Origin of the sequence: Streptomyces sp. NBC_00667 (assembly GCF_036226825.1) — a bacterium.
In the GTDB taxonomy this organism is placed as follows: Bacteria; Actinomycetota; Actinomycetes; order Streptomycetales; family Streptomycetaceae; genus Streptomyces.
In genome coordinates this window covers 4,205,832-4,224,740 of sequence record NZ_CP109022.1, presented here as the reverse complement: position 1 = coordinate 4,224,740, position 18,909 = coordinate 4,205,832, and the positions used below count along the sequence as shown (strand labels likewise).

At 72.4% G+C, this 18,909-nt stretch carries 16 protein-coding genes and 1 pseudogene; 4 read left to right on the top strand and 13 right to left on the bottom strand.

Going from position 1 to position 18,909, the window contains the following annotated elements; all coding sequences use genetic code 11:
* Positions 1-57 precede the first annotated feature (57 nt).
* Entirely contained in the window at positions 58-1,131 is a 1,074-nt protein-coding gene (locus tag OHA81_RS19715) for a helix-turn-helix transcriptional regulator (RefSeq protein WP_329197718.1), read from the top strand.
* On the opposite strand, the gene OHA81_RS19710 is transcribed toward OHA81_RS19715, so the two are convergent.
* Entirely contained in the window at positions 1,082-2,008 is a 927-nt protein-coding gene (locus OHA81_RS19710) for a LysR family transcriptional regulator (protein WP_329197716.1), read from the bottom strand. The genes OHA81_RS19715 and OHA81_RS19710 overlap by 50 nt on opposite strands.
* Before the next feature lie 99 nt (positions 2,009-2,107).
* Here OHA81_RS19710 and OHA81_RS19705 point away from each other — a divergent pair, with 99 nt between their 5' ends.
* The 3 genes from OHA81_RS19705 (at position 2,108) to OHA81_RS19695 (ending at position 5,379) form a co-directional block, all read left to right on the top strand.
* Positions 2,108-3,388: an MFS transporter gene (locus OHA81_RS19705; protein WP_329197714.1), complete on the top strand. Its 1,281-nt coding sequence runs from the start codon at positions 2,108-2,110 to the stop codon at positions 3,386-3,388.
* 201 nt (positions 3,389-3,589) lie between these two features.
* Entirely contained in the window at positions 3,590-4,255 is a 666-nt protein-coding gene (locus OHA81_RS19700) for a L,D-transpeptidase family protein (RefSeq protein WP_443056780.1), read from the top strand.
* Between the two features lie 116 nt (positions 4,256-4,371).
* A complete protein-coding gene (locus OHA81_RS19695) occupies positions 4,372-5,379 on the top strand; it encodes a sigma-70 family RNA polymerase sigma factor (RefSeq protein WP_329197712.1) in 1,008 nt (335 codons plus the stop codon).
* Here the strand turns inward: OHA81_RS19695 and OHA81_RS19690 are convergent.
* The 12 genes and pseudogenes from OHA81_RS19690 to OHA81_RS19635 all read right to left on the bottom strand — a co-directional run bounded on the left by OHA81_RS19690 (position 5,266) and on the right by OHA81_RS19635 (position 18,793).
* Positions 5,266-5,601: a hypothetical protein gene (locus tag OHA81_RS19690; RefSeq protein WP_329197710.1), complete on the bottom strand. Its 336-nt coding sequence runs from the start codon at positions 5,599-5,601 to the stop codon at positions 5,266-5,268. The two genes, OHA81_RS19695 and OHA81_RS19690, sit on opposite strands and share 114 nt — an antisense overlap.
* A gap of 126 nt (positions 5,602-5,727) precedes the next feature.
* Entirely contained in the window at positions 5,728-7,005 is a 1,278-nt protein-coding gene (locus OHA81_RS19685; RefSeq protein ID WP_329197708.1) for a thymidine phosphorylase, read from the bottom strand.
* A gap of 100 nt (positions 7,006-7,105) precedes the next feature.
* Positions 7,106-7,504 carry a cytidine deaminase gene (locus OHA81_RS19680; RefSeq protein ID WP_329197707.1) on the bottom strand — a complete coding sequence of 133 codons (399 nt, stop codon included), beginning with the start codon at positions 7,502-7,504 and terminating at the stop codon, positions 7,106-7,108.
* Positions 7,501-8,766 (bottom strand): ABC transporter permease, encoded by a 1,266-nt coding sequence (locus OHA81_RS19675; protein WP_329197706.1) that lies wholly within the window; start codon positions 8,764-8,766, stop codon positions 7,501-7,503. Before OHA81_RS19675 ends, OHA81_RS19680 begins: the two co-directional genes overlap by 4 nt.
* Positions 8,763-9,878: an ABC transporter permease gene (locus tag OHA81_RS19670; RefSeq protein WP_329197705.1), complete on the bottom strand. Its 1,116-nt coding sequence runs from the start codon at positions 9,876-9,878 to the stop codon at positions 8,763-8,765. The genes OHA81_RS19675 and OHA81_RS19670 overlap by 4 nt, the downstream gene beginning before the upstream one ends.
* Positions 9,875-11,446: an ABC transporter ATP-binding protein gene (locus tag OHA81_RS19665; protein WP_329202397.1), complete on the bottom strand. Its 1,572-nt coding sequence runs from the start codon at positions 11,444-11,446 to the stop codon at positions 9,875-9,877. The genes OHA81_RS19670 and OHA81_RS19665 overlap by 4 nt, the downstream gene beginning before the upstream one ends.
* A gap of 236 nt (positions 11,447-11,682) precedes the next feature.
* Positions 11,683-12,747 (bottom strand): BMP family lipoprotein, encoded by a 1,065-nt coding sequence (locus OHA81_RS19660; protein ID WP_329197704.1) that lies wholly within the window; start codon positions 12,745-12,747, stop codon positions 11,683-11,685.
* Between the two features lie 229 nt (positions 12,748-12,976).
* Positions 12,977-14,221 carry an amidohydrolase gene (locus OHA81_RS19655; RefSeq protein ID WP_329202395.1) on the bottom strand — a complete coding sequence of 415 codons (1,245 nt, stop codon included), beginning with the start codon at positions 14,219-14,221 and terminating at the stop codon, positions 12,977-12,979.
* A gap of 137 nt (positions 14,222-14,358) precedes the next feature.
* A complete protein-coding gene (locus OHA81_RS19650; protein ID WP_329202393.1) occupies positions 14,359-15,477 on the bottom strand; it encodes a hypothetical protein in 1,119 nt (372 codons plus the stop codon).
* A gap of 95 nt (positions 15,478-15,572) precedes the next feature.
* Positions 15,573-16,478, bottom strand: coding sequence for an N-acetylneuraminate synthase family protein (locus tag OHA81_RS19645; RefSeq protein WP_329202391.1), 906 nt, complete (start codon positions 16,476-16,478; stop codon positions 15,573-15,575).
* Between the two features lie 339 nt (positions 16,479-16,817).
* A pseudogene (locus OHA81_RS19640) lies at positions 16,818-17,195 on the bottom strand (cytidylyltransferase domain-containing protein); the annotation flags it as partial.
* 245 nt (positions 17,196-17,440) lie between these two features.
* Complete coding sequence (locus OHA81_RS19635; RefSeq protein ID WP_329197703.1) at positions 17,441-18,793, bottom strand: DUF6716 putative glycosyltransferase; 1,353 nt, start codon at positions 18,791-18,793, stop codon at positions 17,441-17,443.
* Positions 18,794-18,909: the final 116 nt, after the last annotated feature.

The window sequence follows — 18,909 nt, the reverse complement described above, 5'->3', positions numbered from 1 at the left end:
CGCCTTGCGGGAATACGAGGGGTTTACAAATCCTCACCTACAGGGAGAAATTGGTCCATGCCGGCCGACGACCTCGAAGCGAGCGCCCGGGGCGACGGACTGAGCCCCGCCGCGCGGCGCCTGTACGCGTACGCCGTGGAGCGGCGCGACTTCGCGGCCGAGGAAGCCGCCGCTGCCCTGGGTGCGCGCGCCGGTACCGCCCTGACCGAGCTGGCCGCCGCCCACCTGCTCCAACGGGCTGCGGGTCCGGGCGCGGAGCGGTGGAGCGCGGTGGCGCCCCGGGCGGCCGCGGCCCGGGCCCTGGCCCCCTTGGCGCTGCTCGTCCGGGAGACGCACGACGAGATGGACCGGCTGCGCGGGCGGCTGGAGGAGCTGGTCCCGGCCTACGAGGCGGGGGCCGCGCAGCGGGACCCGGGCGGCTCGGGGCACCTGGAGCTGGTGACCGACCTCGGGGCGGTACGGGGGCTGATCGCCGAGCTCGTTGCGGACGCCGAGTGCGAGTTGCTGACCTCGCAGCCCGGCGGGGGACGACCCCCGGAGTCACTGGAGGAGGCGATCGGGCGGGACGAGGCGCTGCTGGCGCGCGGGGTGCGGATGCGGACCGTCTACCAGCACACGGCCCGCTACTCGCGCCCGACGGCGGCCTACGTGGAGCGGGTGACGGCGCTGGGCGCGCAGGTCCGCACCCTGGGCGACGGGCTGATGCGGATGCTGGTCTTCGACGGCCACACGGGGCTGATGGAGGTGCCGGACCGCAGCGGGGCGGCGCTGGTGGTGCGCGAGCCGAACGTCGTGCACTTCATGAAGGCGGCGTTCGAACGGTCCTGGGTCGCGGCGGAGCCCTTCCCCGTGACGGTGGGTCCGGACGCGGCCCGTTCGCTGACGGACGAGCTGCGGCAGACGATCGTACGGCTGCTGGCGGAGGGGCTGGAGGACAAGGTGATCGCGCGCCGGCTCGGCATGTCGGAGCGGACCTGCCAACGGCACATCGCCGGGATCATGCGGGCGGTCGGGGCCAAGTCGCGCTTCCAGGCGGGGTACTTGCTGTCGGCCGAGCCCCGGGCGGGCGCGGGCGCCCCGCTCACGGCTCGGGAAGCAGCCGGCCCCTGCGGGACATCAGGAACCGCTTGAACTCCGCCACCGGCGGCGTGTCGGGGTGTCCGTCGAGCCAGGCGACGCCGATCTCGCGGACCGCGCGGGGCGCCGTCACCGTCAGCTCCACCACACCGGGCCGGGCCACGGCGGGCGGCGGCAGCAGGGCCACGCCGAGACCGGCCGCGACGAGACCGCGCAGGGTTTCCGCCTCCTCGCCCTCGAAGGCGACCCGCGGGGTGAACCCGGCTTCCGCGCACAGGTCGTCGGTGATGCGGCGCAGCCCGTAGCCGGGCTCCAGCGTGACGAAGGTTTCCTCGGCGGCCTCGGCGAGGCGGATGCGCTTGCGTCCCGCGAGGCGGTGGTCGTCGGGCACGACCAGGCGCAGCCGCTGTTCGTCGAGCCGGCGGGCCACCAGGTCGGGGGCGTCGGGGAGCGGGGAGGTCAGGCAGAGGTCGAGTTCCCCGGCCCGCAGCCGCTCCAGCATCGCCTCGCCGTAGTTCTGGACGAGGGAGAACCGGATCCTGGGGTGGTGGGCGCGGAAGGCGCGGATCAGGCCGGGCACGGTCTCGGAACCCAGGGTGTGCAGGAAGCCGAAGGCGACCTTGCCGGAGGCCGGGTCGGCGTCCTGCTGCACGGATTCGGCGGCGCGGGCGATCTCGCCGAGCGCCCGCTGGGCGGAGGCGAGGAAGGTGCGCCCGGCGGTGGTGAGGGCGACGGTGCGGCCCTTGCGGGCGAACAGCGTGACGGCCAGGTCCTGTTCGAGGCGGACCATGGCCCGGGACAGGGTGGACTGCGGCACGCCCAGTTCGTGCGCGGCGCGGGTGACGTGCTCGTGCCGGGCGACCGCGACGAAGTAGGCGAGCCGGGGGGCCAGCAGACTTGTCACGGGGATGTCTTCTTCGTAACGACTCATTGACATGCACCTCTCTGAGCTGTGTTGATGCATGAGTGGATCGATTATCGCGAATCTGTGCATTGGACGCATGAAACGGCCCGGGTCTACGGTCGGTACATGCCTCCCGCTCATACCGGGGCACCCGCCATCCCGGGTGCCTCCACCCCGTCGTCCCCCGCACCGCAGCCCCTCTCGCCCGGCCGCCCCGGCCACCGCCGGATGAGCTTCGCGCTCTTCGCCGCGGGACTGGCGACCTTCGCCCTCCTCTACTCCACGCAGGCGCTGCTGCCCGCGATCTCCGGTGACTTCGGCGTGACGGCCGGTCAGGCGAGCTGGACGGTGTCCGCCGCCACCGGCGCGCTCGCGCTGTTCGTCCTGCCGCTCAGCGCCCTGTCCGAGCGGTTCGGGCGGACCCGGATGATGACCTGCGCGATGGCCCTGGCCGTCGGGGTAGGCCTGCTCGTCCCGTTCGCCCCGAGCCTGGAGTGGCTGGTGGCGCTGCGCGCGGTCCAGGGCGCGGCGATCGCCGGCATCCCCGCCTCCGCGATGGCGTACCTCGCCGAGGAGGTCCGGCCCAAGGCGCTGGTCGGCGCGATCGGCCTGTTCGTGGCGGGCAACTCGATCGGCGGGATGAGCGGCCGGATCGTCACCGGCTGGGCGGCGCAGCTGTGGGGCTGGCGGGCCGGGCTGCTGACGGTCGGACTGATGGCGCTGGGCTGCGCGGTGGCGTTCGCGGTGCTGCTGCCCCGGGCGCGGTTCTTCCGGCCGGCGTCGCTGAACCCGCGCGCGGTGGGACGTACCGTCGCCGGGCACCTGCGCGATCCGCTGCTGCTGCGGCTGTACGGGATCGGCGCGCTGTTCATGACGGTGTTCGGGGCGGTGTACACGGTCATCGGGTACCGCCTGGTGGACGAGCCGTTCTCGCTGGGGCAGGGCGTCGTCGGGTCGGTGTTCCTGGTCTACCTGGTCGGTACGGTCTCCTCGGCGGCCGCGGGGCAGTTGGTGGCCCGGATAGGCCGGCGCGGCGCGCTGTACCTGGCGGTGACCACGACCGCGCTCGGGCTGCTGCTCTCGCTGGCGGACGCGCTGGCCGCCGTGCTGGCGGGCCTGGTGCTGATCACGGCCGGGTTCTTCGCGGGCCACGCGGTGGCCTCCGCGGCGGTGAGCCGGACCGCCACGTCGGGGCGTGCGCAGGCGTCGGCGCTCTACCAGTCGGCGTACTACCTCGGTTCGAGCGCGGGCGGCACCCTCGGCGCGCTGGCCTACCACGCCTCCGGGTGGGCGGCCACGGTCGGGATCGCGCTGGTGGCGGTGGTGGGCGTCGCGTCGATCACCCTGTACGGGTCGCGCGTGGCGCGCGCCGAGCGCCGCCTGACCTCCCTGGCCGCGATGCGCTGATACGACGTGCGATGCGCCGATACGACGGCGTGCCCACGCGCCCGTACGACATCGGTACGAGGTGATTTACGAAAGCCCGGAGCCCATCACGCTCCGGGCTCCGGCACGTTCGGCCCCCGGGCGGGGAAGGGATGCGGTGGGGAGGCGCATGTGGAATCCACACGGAACCGACGGACGCGTACGAGGGGCCGGGCGGCGGCACTGGTGGCCGCGGCGGTGGCCCTGGCGGCGCCGCTGCTGGTCGTCGGGGGCGGGACGGCGCGGGCCGCTTCCTGCACCGCGACCACCGGGCCCTACCAGCGGCAGGTCGAGCAGTTCCTGGGGCGGCCGGTGGACGGCGTGCAGTCGGCGGCCGACTGCACGGCCATCAGGTCGTTCCAGGCGACGTACGGCATCACCCCGGCCGCGGGGTACGCCGGGCCGCTGACCTGGCAGACGATGAGCGTGATGCTGGCGCAGCGGGCGGCCGGCACCACCCCCAACCGGGACGGCTCGTGCCCGGTCGACCTGGGGCGGATCGCCTGCGTGGACCTGACGCGCCAGCTGAGCTGGGTGCAGGACGGCGGGAAACTGGTCTACGGCCCGGTGCCGGTGCGCACGGGCAAGGACGGGACCGAGACCCGGACCGGTCACAAGAAGATCTACTACCGCGACATCGACTTCTGGTCGACGCTCTACGACGTGGCGATGCCGTACGCGCAGTTCTTCGACGGCGGCATCGCCTTCCACTCCGTCGAGAAGAGCATGTGGAGCCCGCCCGGCTCCGGCGGCTGCGTCAACATGCGCCCGGCGGACGCCAAGGCCTACTGGAACCTGCTCCGCAACGGGGACGACGTCTACGTGTACGGGCGCAAGCCCGGCACCTGAGCGTCCCCCCGGGCGGCACCCGAACCGTTCCCCGCGCGGCGCCGGACGGCCGGGCTGCCGTTGTCAGACACCTCCGGTAGTTTTCGACGTAGTGGAACTACTGGGGGACGGCAGCCATGAGTGACCTCGCGACCAGCCCGGATCTCGATTCGGCGATGGACCGCTACCGGGTCGAGCTCACCGGTTACTGCTACCGGATGCTCGGCTCGTCCTTCGACGCCGAGGACGCGGTGCAGGACACGTACCTGCGCGCCTGGCGCGCCTACGACAAGTTCGAGGGCCGCTCCTCGCTGCGGTCCTGGCTGTACCGGATCGCCACCAACGTCTGCCTGGACCTGCTGAACGCCGGGAACAAGCGCGCCCGGCCGATGGACCTCGGCGCGCCGCAGCACCAGGCGTCGGCCGTGCTGAGCGAGCGGCCCGAGGTGACGTGGCTGGAGCCGGTGCCGGACGGACGGGTGCTGCCGCAGACCGCCGATCCGGCCGAGGCGGCGCTGGCGAAGGAGTCCGTCCGGCTCGCCTTCGTGGCCGCGCTCCAGCACCTGCCGGCGAAGCAGCGGGCCGTGCTGATCCTGCGCGAGGTGCTGGCCTGGAAGGCGGACGAGGTCGCGACGCTGCTGGACACGACGGTGGCGTCGGTCAACAGCGCCCTCCAGCGGGCGCGGGCCACCCTCGCCGGCCGGGGGATCCGGGCGAGCGATCCGGCGGACCCTTTGGACGCGGACCAGGCGAAGCTGCTGGAGCGGTACCTGAGTGCCTTCGAGGCGTACGACATCTCCCGGCTGACCGCCCTGCTGCACGAGGACGCGGTGCTGTCGATGCCTCCGTTCGACCTGTGGCTCCAGGGGCACGCGGACATCGCCGCGTGGCACCTGAACCAGGGCATCGGCTGCAAGGGGTCCCGGCTCGTCCCGACGACGGCGAACGGCATGCCGGCCTTCGGCCAGTACCGCCCGCGGGAGGACGGCCGGCCGGGGCACGAGCCGTGGGCGCTCCAGGTGCTGGAGATATCAGAGGGGAAGATCGTCGGCCTGAACGCCTTCCTGGACACCGCCCGGTGGTTCCCGCTGTTCGGGCTCCCCGAGCAGCTCGACGAGTCCTACGAGGTCCAGCAGGGCGCGTAGCTGCGGCGCGGCCCCGGCCAGGCTGAGGCGGACCCCGGCACGGCGGGCGGCGAGCGCCAGGCGGGCGAGCCCGTCCACCTCGGCGAGCCCGGTGGCGGTGAGCGCCCCGGCTGCGCACACCACCCACAGGGGGCGGGGGCCGTCGCGGCACAGAGCGTCGAGCCGCCCGGCGTCCTCGGGCGTCACGCCGGGGCCGGGCAGCACCAGTCTTCTGATCTCCACGAGGGGTTGACCGGGCCACGCCCCCGAACTCATCGGTACCGGCCCGTCGGCCGGGCGGACAGCCGTCGGCGCGGCTCCGGACGGGGAGCCGCGCCGACGGGGTTCAGTGCCCTTTCCGGGTGCCGGTCAGGCGATGCGGTCCAGCACGATCGGGTTCGCGGTGAAGGCGGTGCCCGCCGGGGCGATGTCGTAGGAGCCTTCCAGGGCGGCCAGCGCGTACTCGAACTTCTCCGGGGTGTCGGTGTGCAGGGTCATCAGGGCCTGTCCCGCGGTGACCGTCTCGCCCGGCTTCGCGTGGAGCTCGATGCCCGCACCCGCCTGGACGGGGTCCTCCTTGCGGGCGCGGCCAGCGCCCAGGCGCCAGGCGCCGACGCCCACCGCGTAGGCGTCCAGCCGGGTCAGGACACCGGAGGCGGGGGCGGTGACGACGTGGTGCTCGCGGGCGACGGGCAGGGTGGCGTCGGGGTCGCCGCCCTGGGCCGCGATCATCCGGCGCCACACGTCCATGGCGGAGCCGTCGGCGAGGGCCTTCGCCGGGTCGGCGTCCTTGATGCCCGCCGCGTCCAGCATCTCCCGGGCCAGGGCCAGGGTCAGCTCCACGACGTCGGCGGGACCGCCGCCGGCGAGGACCTCGACCGACTCACGGACCTCCAGCGCGTTGCCTGCGGTCAGGCCGAGCGGGGTGGACATGTCGGTGAGCAGGGCGATCGTCTTGACGCCGCTGTCGGTGCCGAGGGCGACCATGGTGGAGGCGAGCTCGCGCGCGTCCTCGATGTTCTTCATGAAGGCGCCGGAGCCGACCTTCACGTCCAGGACCAGCGAACCGGTGCCCTCCGCGATCTTCTTCGACATGATCGAGGAGGCGATCAGCGGGATCGCCTCGACCGTGCCGGTCACGTCGCGCAGCGCGTACAGCTTCTTGTCGGCGGGGGCCAGGCCGTCGCCCGCCGCGCAGATGACCGCGCCGGTGGTGTCGAGGACGTTCAGCATCTCCTCGTTGGAGAGCAGCGCCCGCCAGCCGGGGATGGACTCCAGCTTGTCCAGGGTTCCGCCGGTGTGGCCGAGACCCCGGCCGGAGAGCTGCGGCACGGCAGCGCCGCAGGCGGCGACGAGCGGGGCCAGGGGCAGGGTGATCTTGTCGCCGACGCCGCCCGTGGAGTGCTTGTCGGCGGTCGGGCGGGAGAGCGAGTCGAAGTTCATCCGCTCGCCGGAGGCGATCATCGCGGCGGTCCAGCGGGCGATCTCGGCCCGGTTCATGCCGTTCAGCAGGATGGCCATCGCCAGCGCCGACATCTGCTCGTCGGCCACGACTCCGCGCGTGTACGCGTCGATGACCCAGTCGATCTGTTCGGGGCTCAGTTCGCCGCGGTCGCGCTTGGTGCGGATGACGGAGATGACGTCCATGGAGTGCTTCCTTCTACGCGCATAGAGAGAGGTGGGGAGGATGTGACGGAAGAAAGACGACGGTCCTCCGCCCGGGAGGGGCGAAGGACCGTCGCTGCGGCTATCTCAGGTGGTCGGGCCCGAAGGCCTGCGGGAGCATCGCCGCGAGCGGCAGGACGCCTTCCGGCGTCTCCACCTGGAGTTCGGGGCCGCCGAACTCGAAGAGCAGCTGCCGGCAGCGGCCGCACGGGACCAGGATCTCGCCCTTGCCGTCCACGCAGGTGAAGTGCGTGAGCCGGCCGCCGCCGGTGGCCTGGAGGGCGGACACCAGCCCGCACTCGGCGCACAGGCCCAGCCCGTAGCTGGCGTTCTCCACGTTGCAGCCGACGACCGTACGGCCGTCGTCGACCAGGGCGGCCACGCCGACCGGGAAGCCCGAGTACGGGGCGTACGCCCGTGCCATCGCCTCCCGGGCGGCCGTCCGCAGGGCCTCCCAGTCCACCGTGGCGTGCGGGCTCACTTGCCCTGGCCCTTGCGGTACGGCAGGCCGTCCGCCTTCGGCATCCGCAGCCGCTGCGCCGACAGGGCGAGCACGAGCAGCGTCGTGACGTACGGGGCGGCGTCCACGAACTGGCTCGGGACGGCGTCGGTGAGCGCGTACCAGAGGAAGAGGCCGGCGGCGCAGGCGGCGGCGATGCCCGCCTGTACGTGCTTCTTCTTGTACAGCTGCCAGGCGACGACGAGCACGAGCAGGATCGCCAGGAGCAGGAGCATGGCGTGGACGTTCTCGGAGCCGCCGCGCAGCCGGAGGCTGTAGGTGAAGCCGAAGAGGCCCGAGCCGAGGGCCATGCCGCCCGGCATCCAGTTGCCGAAGATCATCGCGGCGAGACCGATGTAGCCGCGGCCGCCGGTCTGGCCCTCCTGGTAGATGCCGGTGGAGACGATCGCGAGGAACGCGCCGCCGAGACCGGCCATCGCGCCGGAGACGACGACGGCGATGTACTTGTACTTGTAGACGTTGACGCCGAGGGACTCGGCGGCGATCGGGTTCTCACCGCAGGAGCGCAGGCGCAGACCGAAGGAGGTCCGCCACAGGACCCACCAGGTGGCCGGGACCAGCAGGACCGCGACCACGGTCAGCAGCGAGAGGTTGGTGACCAGCCCGCCGAGGATCCCGGCGATGTCCGAGAGCAGGAACCAGTGCTTGCCCTGGAGGGTGGACAGCCAGTGCGAGAGCCCCGGGATGGTGATCTCGGTGATCGGCTCGATGCGCGGGGACTGCTTGGAGGAACCGCCCGGGACCGTGTCGAAGGTGAAGTTCGACAGGTACTGGGTGAAGCCGACCGCCAGGATGTTCACGGCCACACCGGAGACGATGTGGTTGACGTTGAACGTCACGGTGATGATCGCGTGCAGCAGGCCGCCGATGGCGCCGCCGACGATGCCCATGAGGACACCGGTCCACGGACCCCACTGGTAGCCGGCCCAGGCGCCGAACCAGGTGCCCAGGATCATCATGCCTTCGAGGCCGATGTTGACCACGCCCGCGCGCTCGGCCCACAGACCGCCGAGGCCCGCGAGGGCGATCGGCACGGCGAGCTGGAGGGCGCCGGAGACCTGACCGACGGAGGTCAGGTCGTCGGCTCCGGAAATGATCCGGACCAGGGAGATCAGGGCGATTCCGCCCGCGATCATCAGCAGGATCCAGGGCAGGGTGAGCTTGCGGCGGCCGCCGCCCTTCTTGGGCGCGGCGCTCGTCGCGGAAACGGTGCTGGTGCTCACGCCGCGACCTCCTTGTTGTCGGTCTTGAGGGCGTGGCCGGCGGCCAGCTCTTCGCCGACCTTCTGCTGCTGGCGGCGGATGCCGTAGCGGCGGACGAGCTCGTAGCTGACGACGACGGCGATCACGATCAGGCCCTGCAGGATCGTGCCGATCTCCTTGGCGTAGCCGTTCTGGTCGAGACCGGCGGAGGCCTTGTCGATGAAGGCGATCAGGAGTGCCGAGAAGAAGATGCCGAGGGGGTTGTTCCGGCCGAGCAGGGCGATGGTGATGCCGGTGAAGCCGATGCCCAGCGGGAAGGACAGGTTGTAGGTGTGCGACTCGCCGAGCAGCAGCGGCATGCCCGTCAGGCCGGCGACCGCGCCGGAGATGAGCATCGACGTCATGATCATCTTCTTGGCGTCCACACCGGAGGCCTGGGCGGCGGTCTCACTGGCGCCCGTGGCGCGCAGGTCGAAGCCGAAGCGGGTCCGGTTCAGCACGAACCAGTAGACGATGCCGAGGGCGAAGGCCACGAAGGTGAAGCCGTAGATGTCGCCGCCGGACAGCGGGAGCGACGGGAACCAGCCCGACTCGGGGATGTCACCGGTGGTGAGGTCGTTGGAACCGGCCGGCTGGACGCCGAAGTTCTTCGGCAGGATCAGCCAGGCGATCAGCGAGGTCGCGATGGCGTTGAGCATGATCGTGGAGACGACCTCGCTCACGCCGCGGCGCGCCTTGAGGGCGCCCGCGATACCGGCCCAGAAGGCACCCGTGAGCATGGCGACGACCACGATCAGCAGGACGTGCAGCGGACCGGGCAGCGAGACCGCCGTGCCGACCACCGCGGAGATCATCGCCGCGAGGCGGTACTGGCCGTCGACGCCGATGTTGAAGAGGTTCATCCGGAAGCCGATGGCGACGGCCAGGGCTGCCAGGTAGTAAATGCCGGCCTGGTTGATGATCAGGACCTGGATGTCCTCGTAACCGGCCTGTTCGATCATGATGCGCAGCGGGTCGATCGGGTCGACACCCGACGCGGCCAGCACGATCACGGTCAGCACCAAGGCGCTGACCAGCGCGAGCACCGGTCCGGCGACCGAGAGCAGCAGCCGGTCCTTGTCGAGTTTCTTCATCGGGCCTCGTCCTCCGTCGTGTCACCGTCGGCAGCGGCGGAGCCTTCAACGTGGTCGTTGTTCGCTTCCAGGTGCCCGGTGGCGGCACCCGTCATGGCGGTGCCCAGCTCCTCGGGCGTGATGGTCGCCGGATCGGCGTCCGCGACCAGGCGGCCGCGGTAGATGACGCGCAGGGTGTCGGACAGGCCGATCAGCTCGTCGAGGTCGGCGGAGATGAGCAGCACGGCCAGGCCCTCGCGCCGGGCCTCGCGGATGGCGTCCCAGATCTGCGCCTGCGCACCGACGTCCACACCGCGGGTGGGGTGGGCGGCGATGAGGAACTTGGGGTTGTGGCTCATCTCGCGGCCGACGATCAGCTTCTGCTGGTTGCCGCCGGACAGGGAGGCCGCGGTGACGTCGATGCCCGGGGTGCGGACGTCGTACTCGCGCACGATGCGCTCGGTGTCCTTGCGGGCGGCCTTGGGGTCGAGGACACCGCGCTTGGAGTTCGGCGCCTCGGTGACGTGGCCGAGGATGCGGTTCTCCCACAGCGGGGACTCCAGCAGCAGGCCGTGCCGGTGGCGGTCCTCGGGGATGTAACCGATGCCTCCCTCGCGGCGCTTTCGCGTCGGGGTGGTGGAGATGTCCCGGCCGTCGAGGGTGATGACGCCGCCGTCGGGGATGCTCATGCCCATGAGGGCGTCGATGAGCTCCGTCTGGCCGTTGCCCTCCACACCGGCGATGCCGAGGACCTCGCCCTTGTGGATGGTGAAGTTGATGCCGGCGAGCACCTCGCGGACGATCCCGTCCGGGTCGACGGCGGCCAGCCGCAGGTCCTGGACCTGGAGCATCGGCGTCTCGGTCACCGTGGACTCGCGGGTCTCCGGCGAGGGCAGCTCGCTGCCGACCATCAGCTCGGCGAGCTGCTTGGTGGTGGCGGTGCGGGGGTCGGCGGTGCCGACCGTGGTGCCGCGGCGGATGACGGTGATGTCGTCGGCGACCTTGAGCACCTCGCCCAGCTTGTGCGAGATGAAGATGACGGTCAGGCCCTCGGCCTTGAGCTCGCGCAGGTTGTCGAAGAGCGCGTCCACTTCCTGCGGCACGAGCACGGCGGTCGGCTCGTCGAGGATCAGTGTGCGGGCGCCGCGGTAGAGGACCTTGAGGATCTCCACGCGCTGGCGGTCGGCGACGCCGAGCTCCTCGACGAGGGCGTCGGGGCGGACCCCGAGACCGTACGCGTCGGAGATCTCCATGATCTTCTTGCGGGCCTTGCCGCCGATCCCGTACAGCTTCTCGCCGCCGAGGACGACGTTCTCCAGGACGGTGAGGTTGTCGGCGAGCATGAAGTGCTGGTGCACCATGCCGATGCCGCGGGCGATGGCGTCGCCCGGGTTGGCGAAGGAGACCTGCTCCCCGTCGACGGCGATGGTGCCCTCGTCCGGCTTCTGCATGCCGTAGAGGATCTTCATCAGGGTCGACTTGCCGGCACCGTTCTCACCGATGAGGGCGTGGACCGTGCCCTTGCGGACGGTGATGTCGATGTCCTTGTTGGCGACGACGCCGGGGAAACGCTTGGTGATGCCGTGCAGTTCTACGGCGGGGGGGCTGGACGCGTTGATGACGCACTCTCCTTGGCGCGAAGGAGCGGAAGGCAGGGGGACAGGGCGGGGAGAGAAGGTACCGCGTCCACGGTTCCTCTACGCGCGTAGCACTGTCGGAAGTGAAAAGTCGTGACCAGGTGGCCACGTGACGCGGGCCGGGGCCCGGATGACGGCAGAGCCGCTACCCGGACCCCGGAAAAACCGATCGGCGCTCAGGCCGTCCCTTACGGGGCGGTCTTGACGGTGATCTTCTTGGCGATGATGTCGGCCTTGGCCTTCTCCACCGCGGCGGTGACGTCGGCCATCGCCTTGTACTGCGGGTTGGAGTCGGCCAGGGCGACTCCGTTCTTGTCCAGGCCGTAGCGGACCTCGCCGGACTCCGGCTTGCCGTCCTTGACCGACTTGATCAGGTCGAAGACCGAGAGGGACACGTCCTTGGTGACCGAGGTCAGGATGTGGTCCTTGTACTTGGCGAGACCGGGCTGGTTGTACTGGTCCGAGTCGACACCGATGGCCCACTTGCCGGCGGTGGCGGCGGCCTCGATGGCACCCGAGCCCGCGAGGCCGGCGGCGGCGTAGACCACGTCGGCGCCACCGTCGAGCTGGCCCTTGGCGGCGGCCTTGCCGAGGTCGGGCTTGGCGAAGCCCGAGAAGTCCGGCGGCTGGGTCAGGTAGGTCGACAGCACCTTGGCGTTCGGGTTGGTGTCCTTGACGCCCTGCTCGAAGCCCGCCTGGAACTTCTTGATCAGCGGGACCTCGACACCGCCGATGAAGCCGACCGTGCCGGTCTTCGACGTCTTGGCGGCGGCGACGCCGGCCAGGTAGGAGCCCTGCTCCTCGTTGAAGACCAGGTTCGCGATGTTCTTGTCGGTCTGCGAGGTGTCGTCGATGATGCCGAACGTGGTGTCCGGGAACTTCGCCGCGACCTTCTTGATGGCCGGCGCGTAGGAGAAACCGACGCCGATGACCGGGTTGTTGCCCTTGCGCGCGAGCTCGGTCAGGCGCTGGACCTTGTCGGCCTCGGACTCGCCCTCGGTGGGCTCCGCCTCGGCGGTCTTGATCTTGAGTTCGGTCTTCGCCTTCTCAAGACCGGCGTAAGCGGCGTCGTTGAACGACTGGTCGCCGCGGCCGCCGATGTCGTACGCGATGGCGGCGCTGGCCTCCTTCGTCCCGGAGGAGGAGGCGGACGAACCGGCGTCCGACGACTTCTTTCCGCCACAGGCGGTGGCCGAGAGGGCCAGCGCCGCGGACGCGAGGCCCACGGTGGCGATCCTGGTGATCCGGCGCAAGGGGAGGCTCCTTCAAAACCTGACCGAAGCGCCACGACCGGCGCTGGTTTCGCGGCGATCGTAACGCGCGTAGATGTCAGTTAAGAGCCCGTTCATGAGTCGTTATCGGATCGTCGCGAACCGGACAGTGACCGATTGGTAACCGGTCGAGCGTCCAGCCCTTGCGTATCAAGGGCTGGACAGGTGCGCCGGGTGCCGCTCAGATGTTGTACAGATTTTGCCCTGGCTTTTACCTGGAGGGCTTGGCACGCCGCCCGTCGAGCAGTGCGGCGGCCGTGAAGAACTCCACGCCCACCGTGATCGCCGACTCGTCCACGTCGAAGTCGCCGCGGTGCAGGTCGCGCTTGGCCGGATCACCGGGCTTGTGCACCCCGAGGCGGGCCATGGCGCCCGGCACGTGCTCCAGGTACCAGGAGAAGTCCTCGCCGCCCAGGCTCTGCTCGGTGTCCTCGATCGCCTCCGGACCGCGGCGGGCCGCCATCGCCTCCCGCAGCAGCTCGGTGACCACCGGGTCGTTGACCACCGGCGGCACGCCCCGTACGTAGGTGATCTCGGACTTGGCCCCGTGCAGGGCCGCGACCTCGTCGATCGCCGCGTGGATCTGGTCGGGGGCCCCGTGCCAGGCGTTCAGGTCCAGGCACCGCACGGTTCCGGACAGCTCCGCGTGCATCGGGATGACGTTGCAGGCGTGCCCCGCCTCGATCCGGCCCCAGGTGACCGACATGCCCGAGCGGGCGTCCATCCGCCGGGCCAGCACGGCCGGTACGTCGACCGCGACGCGGGCGGCCGCCGTGACCAGGTCGGTGGTCAGGTGGGGGCGGGCGGTGTGGCCGCCGGGGCCCGCCAGGGTGACCTCCAGCCGGTCGCAGGCCGAGGTGATGGGGCCGGGGCGCAGCCCGATCTTCCCGGCGTCGACGCGGGGGTCGCAGTGCACGGCGATGATCTGGCCGACGCCGTCCAGCACCCCGTCCTCGATGGCGTCGCTCGCGCCGCCCGGCAGGACCTCCTCGGCGGGCTGGAACAGCAGCCGGACGGGACGCGGCAGCAGCCCCTGGCGGTCGAGCTCGGCGAGCACCAGGCCGGCGCCGAGCACGGTCACGGTGTGGACGTCGTGGCCGCAGGCGTGCGCCCGGTCGGGGACGGTCGAGCGGTAGGGGACGTGGGTCTTGGTGTCCGGGATGGGCAGGGCGTCGATGTCCGCGCGCAGGGCCAGCACGGGCTCTACGCCGTCCCAGGTGCCGACGTCACAGATCAGGCCGGTGCCCGTGCTCAGCACCCGTGGGCGCAGGCCGGCTTTTTCCAGCCGGGCCTTGATCGCCGCCGTGGTGCGGAACTCCTGGTGCCCGAGCTCGGGATGCATGTGCAGGTCCCGGCGGAAGGCGATCAGTTCGGCACGCAGGTGGTCCGGAAGCGTGCCGGGCAGCTCGGGCCGGTCGGGCGTGCCGGGCAGGGCGGTCTGGGACTCGCGGGACATCAACTGGTTCACCCGTTGAAGGGTAGGCGCACGGATGGGTCAACTGGCCGGAGATCACAAAAAGTTCATGCCGTTAGGGGATAGAAACCCGGCCTCCGGACGCATGACCGGATGCGCCGGAGGGTAAACTCGCGCGCTCATCCGGCCGCAGGAGCCGCCTGAGCGGGGAGTCTGCGCACACCGCGGGCCGTGCCGGTGACCCCGGCGAGGAAGCCGCGGGCCCGGGGGGATGCGGCCGCCGTGAGCCAGCCCGGTTCGACGTCGCACACGGCGACGGTGACGCCGGTGCCGGCCAGGGCGTACGGCAGGGTGTGGACGACCGTGGACGGGAAGCTGACGATGGTCCGGCCCACCGGTCCCCGCCGGGCGATCAGCTCCAGGGGCAGGTCCGGCCGTACGATCTCCAGCCCGGCCGCCTCGCTCAGCGTCCGCAGCTTCTCCGGGGACTCCCGGCGGTGCGCGAAGTACCGCGTCGCGCCGTGCTCCCGGGTCAGCGCGCACACGGCGTCGAGGTAGCGGGCCGGGTCCACCACGCCGGTCTCCACGAGCGAGGTGCCGACCAGGTCGGTGCCCTTGGTCAGGCGGGGCGGGCCGAAGCGGGAGCGGGTCCAGGCGAAGTCGTTGACCTCCAGCTCCATCCCGGGCAGCGCGGTGACCGGCATCGAGGTGAACACCCGTACCCGGCGGCGCCCGCCCGGGGTGAGGCGGCGCCGCGCGGTCCCGGAGACCGGGGCGTACGCGAGCTCCCGCACCCGGGACGCGGTGCCGCCGCCGGTGCGGTGCCAGCGGCGCAGCCGTTCGCCGCGGCCGAGCTGCGCGACGAACTCCATGGTGGCGGTGCCGTCGTCGACGACGACCAGTTCGGCGGTGCGGGCCGCCGGGGCGAGCAGGAGCTGGACGAAGCGGGAGAAGGGGTCGCCGACCACGATCCGCTCGGCCCGGCGCACTTCCCCGGCGAGCGCCCTCACCGCCCGCAGCGGGGCCCCGGCGCCCCCGCGCGCCTCCTGCCACCGGACGGTGAACCCCTCGTCGCGGGCCAGGGCGGCGACGCGGCGCAGCTGGCCGCGGGACATGGGGTCGGTGGGCGGCAGGACGGTGATCAGCGGAGTGCGGGACGGCCGGCCGGCCGCGTCGCGGGAGGCGGCGGTGGGCTGACGGGGCACGGCGCCGAGGAGCGGGGCGCGGCCGGGGCCGTTCTCGGCGTGGGCCCATTCCAGGACGTTGAGCAGCTGGACCGGGCTCTCCACGAAGGCCAGGGTCGGGGCGGGGGCGGCGGAGGGGGCGGGGGCGGAGGCTGAGGGGGCGGAGGCTGAGGGGGTCACCACGTACTCCTCGTCAGAGGCGGGCGGGGTCAGACGGCGGCGGGGACCTGGCCGGAGAAGCGGCGGAGCTTCTTCATCGGCGCCAGCTCGGAGTCGTAGACGCGCTTGACGCCGTCCCCGAGGGCGGTCTCGATGGTGCGGATGTCGCGGACCAGGCGGGCGAGGCCGCCTGGTTCCACGGAGGCGGCCTGGTCGGAGCCCCACATCGCCCGGTCGAGGGTGATGTGCCGCTCGACGAACGCGGCGCCGAGGGCGACGGCGGCCAGGGTGGTCTGCAGGCCCGTCTCGTGGCCGGAGTAGCCGATCGGGACGTTGGGGTACTCCTCCCGCAGGGTGTTGATCACCCGCAGGTTGAGCTCCTCCGCCTTGGCGGGGTACGTCGAAGTGGCGTGACAGAGCAGGATGTTGTCACTGCCGAGCACCTCGACGGCGTGCCGGATCTGCTTCGGGGTGGACATGCCGGTGGACAGCACGACGGTCCGGCCGGTGGCGCGCAGGGCGCGCAGCAGCTCGTCGTCCGTGAGGCAGGCGGAGGCCACCTTGTGGGCGGGAGGGTCGAACTTCTCCAGGAAGGCGAGGGCCTCGGTGTCCCAGGGGGAGGCGAACCAGTCGATGCCGCGCGCGGCGCAGTGCGCGTCGATGGCGCGGTAGCCGTCCTCGTCGAACTCGACGCGGTGGCGGTAGTCGATGTAGGTCATCCGGCCCCAGGGCGTGTCGCGCTCTATGTCCCACTGGTCGCGGGGGGTGCAGATCTCCGGGGTGCGCTTTTGGAACTTCACGGCGTCGCAGCTGGCGTCGGCGGCGGCGTCGATCAGGGCGAAGGCGTTGCCGAGGTCGCCGTTGTGGTTGATGCCGATCTCGCCGACGACGTAGACGGGCCGACCGGGGCCGGCGAGGCGCTCGCCGAAGCCGCGCAGACGGGTGGTGGAGCTCATGGCGGGTGACGTCCTTCGTACGGGGGGCGGGTTGTCGAGGGGGTCGAGGGGGGTGTCGAGCAGGGGGGCGAGGAGGCGGGCGCGGGCCAGGTCGTGGGGGTCGTCGACCTCCAGGACGCGCGCCGGATCGGTGACGACGGGCCGGGTCCGCCCGAAGAAGCGGTGCCGGGCGACGCGGAAGCCGTCGGCGGCCATGGCGTAGGCGGCGCCGGTCTCCAGCAGGTCCTCGGGGCGGTCCTGGCGGCGGGGGCGGTAGGCGGCCTCGTGGTTGACGCCGGCTCCGCTGCCGTCGGGCCCCGCCCGCCAGAGGAAGCCGTGGAACGGGGCCACGGTCAGGGCGGAGTCGGCGGCGCCGGAAGCGACGGCCGTGGCCACGGATTCGATGTCGGACGGGGTCAGGAAGGGGCTGGTGCACTGGACCAGGAGGACCACGTCGACGGTGAGGGAGTGCAGCTCCTCGAAGGAGTCCAGCGCGTGGAGCAGGGCGGCTTCGCTGCTCGCGGTGTCCCCCGCGAGGGCGGCGGGCCGGCGCAGGGCGACCGCCCCGGCGGCCCGGGCGGCGGCGGCGACGGCCTCGGAGTCGGTGGAGACGAGCACGTCGGTGACGGCGGGGGCCGCCCGGCAGGCCCGCACGGCGCGGGCCACGAGCGGGATCCCCCCGACCTCGGCGAGGTTCTTGCCCGGCACCCCCTTGGACCCGCCCCGGGCCGGGATCACGGCGAGCACCCGGGGGGCGGGGGCGGCGTCCCCGGGCGCGGGCGGGGGCGCTGCGGCCACGGGTGCGGGCGCGTCGGGCCGCCGTCCGGCCACGGGCACGGGCGGGGGCGCTGCGGCCGCGGGCGCGTCGGGCCGCGGTCCGGCCACGGGCACGGGCGCGTCGGGCCGCCGTCCGGCCACGGGCGCGGGCGGGGGCGCTGCGGCCACGGGTGCGGGCGCGTCGGGCCGCGGTCCGGGGCGGCGGCTCACAGCTCCCCCAGGCGGCGGATCACCGGGGCCACCCGCTGGACCCCGTGCCGGTACGCCCCCCGTGCGGCCTCGCGCAGCCGGCCCCGGAGCCAGCGGCCGGCCCGGGACTCCCCGGAGCCGCGCCGGACGGCGCCGGGCAGCGGGGTGCCGTCGGGGGCGAGGTGGTGGCGGGCCAGGATCCCGGGCAGGTAACCGGGCGCGGTGGCCCGTGTGTAGTACGGGGCGACGGGCGGGAGTTGCTCCCGGGCGAGCAGCTGCGCGAGCCGGGTCCGGGCGGCGGCGAAGGGCTCCCCGGCAGGGGACACGCCCTGCTGCGCGAGCCAGGCCGGGTCGGCAACCGGCAGGAACCCCTCGTCCAGCCGGTCCCAGGAGGCGAGGCAACCGGAGCCGAGGAAGTGGTGGTTGCCGAGCGCCTCGCGGATGCCGAGGTCGGTCAGCACGGCGGTCGGGACGCCCCGGTGCATGGCTTCCAGGGCGGCGGTGGACGAGACCGTGACCAGCAGGTCGGCGCCGTCCAGTACGGCGCCCATGTTCCCGTACACCAGACGGCAGTTACGTGGCAGCCCGCCGGGCAGCCGCTCCGCCAGCCGCTGGTACGGGTGCTCCTCCAGGTGCGTGGTGTGCTCCCCGGGCCGGCTGCGCAGCTTGACCAGTACCTCCCGGCCGGGGTGGAGCCGGGCATGGGCGGCGGCCCGCGCGAGCAGGTACGTACGGTCGGCGCGGCTCTCGGGCACGGAGGGCTGCACGGCGAAGACGACGGTGCGTGCGGCGGCGCCCGGTTCGTGCGGGGCCCCTTCGAGGAAGGGCAGCGCGGTCTCGGTGACGGAGTCCGACACGGCCCCGGCCCCCTCGTACACGGCGCGGAAACGGGCGGCGTCGTAGGGGGAGTTCGCGAGGACCAGGTCGGCTCCGTGCCGCAGCAGCAGCCCGTCGGTGAGCTTCTCGTAGACCACGCCGACGTAACCGGTGACGAGGACGGGGCGGGTGGCCGGCTCGGGCCACAGGGCGCGCACCCCGTGCAGGACGGCCTGGACGGCGCCGCCGACGAGGGCCAGGACGATCACGTCGTAGCGCTCGGCGCCGCGCGCCCGCCCGATCTCGGCGAGGAACTCCGCGCAGGTCACCTCGGCCGGGCCGGCCGGGCCCGTCCCGATGCCGACCTCACCGAGCTGGCGTGCGGTCGGGGTGGCCCGGCCGCGCAGCAGGAATCCGGCGGGCCGGTGGTCGGGCGCGAGGCGCCGGGCGGTGAGCGCGCCCCATTTCCATCGCGTATCGGAATCGGCGAGTACGGCGATGCGGAGATCGCCACGATTACTGGTGGCTGGCACCCGGCAGAAGCTATTGCGCATTTCCGCTGACCGGCCCAACGACCGCACAACAGCTGGTTAACAACCCGTCGACGTCATGCGAAAGCGCACGGGTTAACGCGACCGCCCGGCGTCGTTCACACGCAGTCCTCGTACGG

What these genes read in the sequence shown, in the direction of transcription:
- OHA81_RS19695 (WP_329197712.1), top strand. Translation starts at nt 4,372, where the DNA reads ATGAGTGACCTCGCGACCAGCCCGGATCTCGATTCGGCGATGGACCGC.
- OHA81_RS19670 (WP_329197705.1), bottom strand. Translation starts at nt 9,878, where the DNA reads ATGAAGAAACTCGACAAGGACCGGCTGCTGCTCTCGGTCGCCGGACCG.
- OHA81_RS19645 (WP_329202391.1), bottom strand. Translation starts at nt 16,478, where the DNA reads ATGAGCTCCACCACCCGTCTGCGCGGCTTCGGCGAGCGCCTCGCCGGC.
- OHA81_RS19635 (WP_329197703.1), bottom strand. Translation starts at nt 18,793, where the DNA reads ATGCGCAATAGCTTCTGCCGGGTGCCAGCCACCAGTAATCGTGGCGAT.
- OHA81_RS19705 (WP_329197714.1), top strand. Translation starts at nt 2,108, where the DNA reads ATGCCTCCCGCTCATACCGGGGCACCCGCCATCCCGGGTGCCTCCACC.
- OHA81_RS19655 (WP_329202395.1), bottom strand. Translation starts at nt 14,221, where the DNA reads ATGTCCCGCGAGTCCCAGACCGCCCTGCCCGGCACGCCCGACCGGCCC.
- OHA81_RS19685 (WP_329197708.1), bottom strand. Translation starts at nt 7,005, where the DNA reads ATGGACGTCATCTCCGTCATCCGCACCAAGCGCGACCGCGGCGAACTG.
- OHA81_RS19715 (WP_329197718.1), top strand. Translation starts at nt 58, where the DNA reads ATGCCGGCCGACGACCTCGAAGCGAGCGCCCGGGGCGACGGACTGAGC.
- OHA81_RS19710 (WP_329197716.1), bottom strand. Translation starts at nt 2,008, where the DNA reads ATGAGTCGTTACGAAGAAGACATCCCCGTGACAAGTCTGCTGGCCCCC.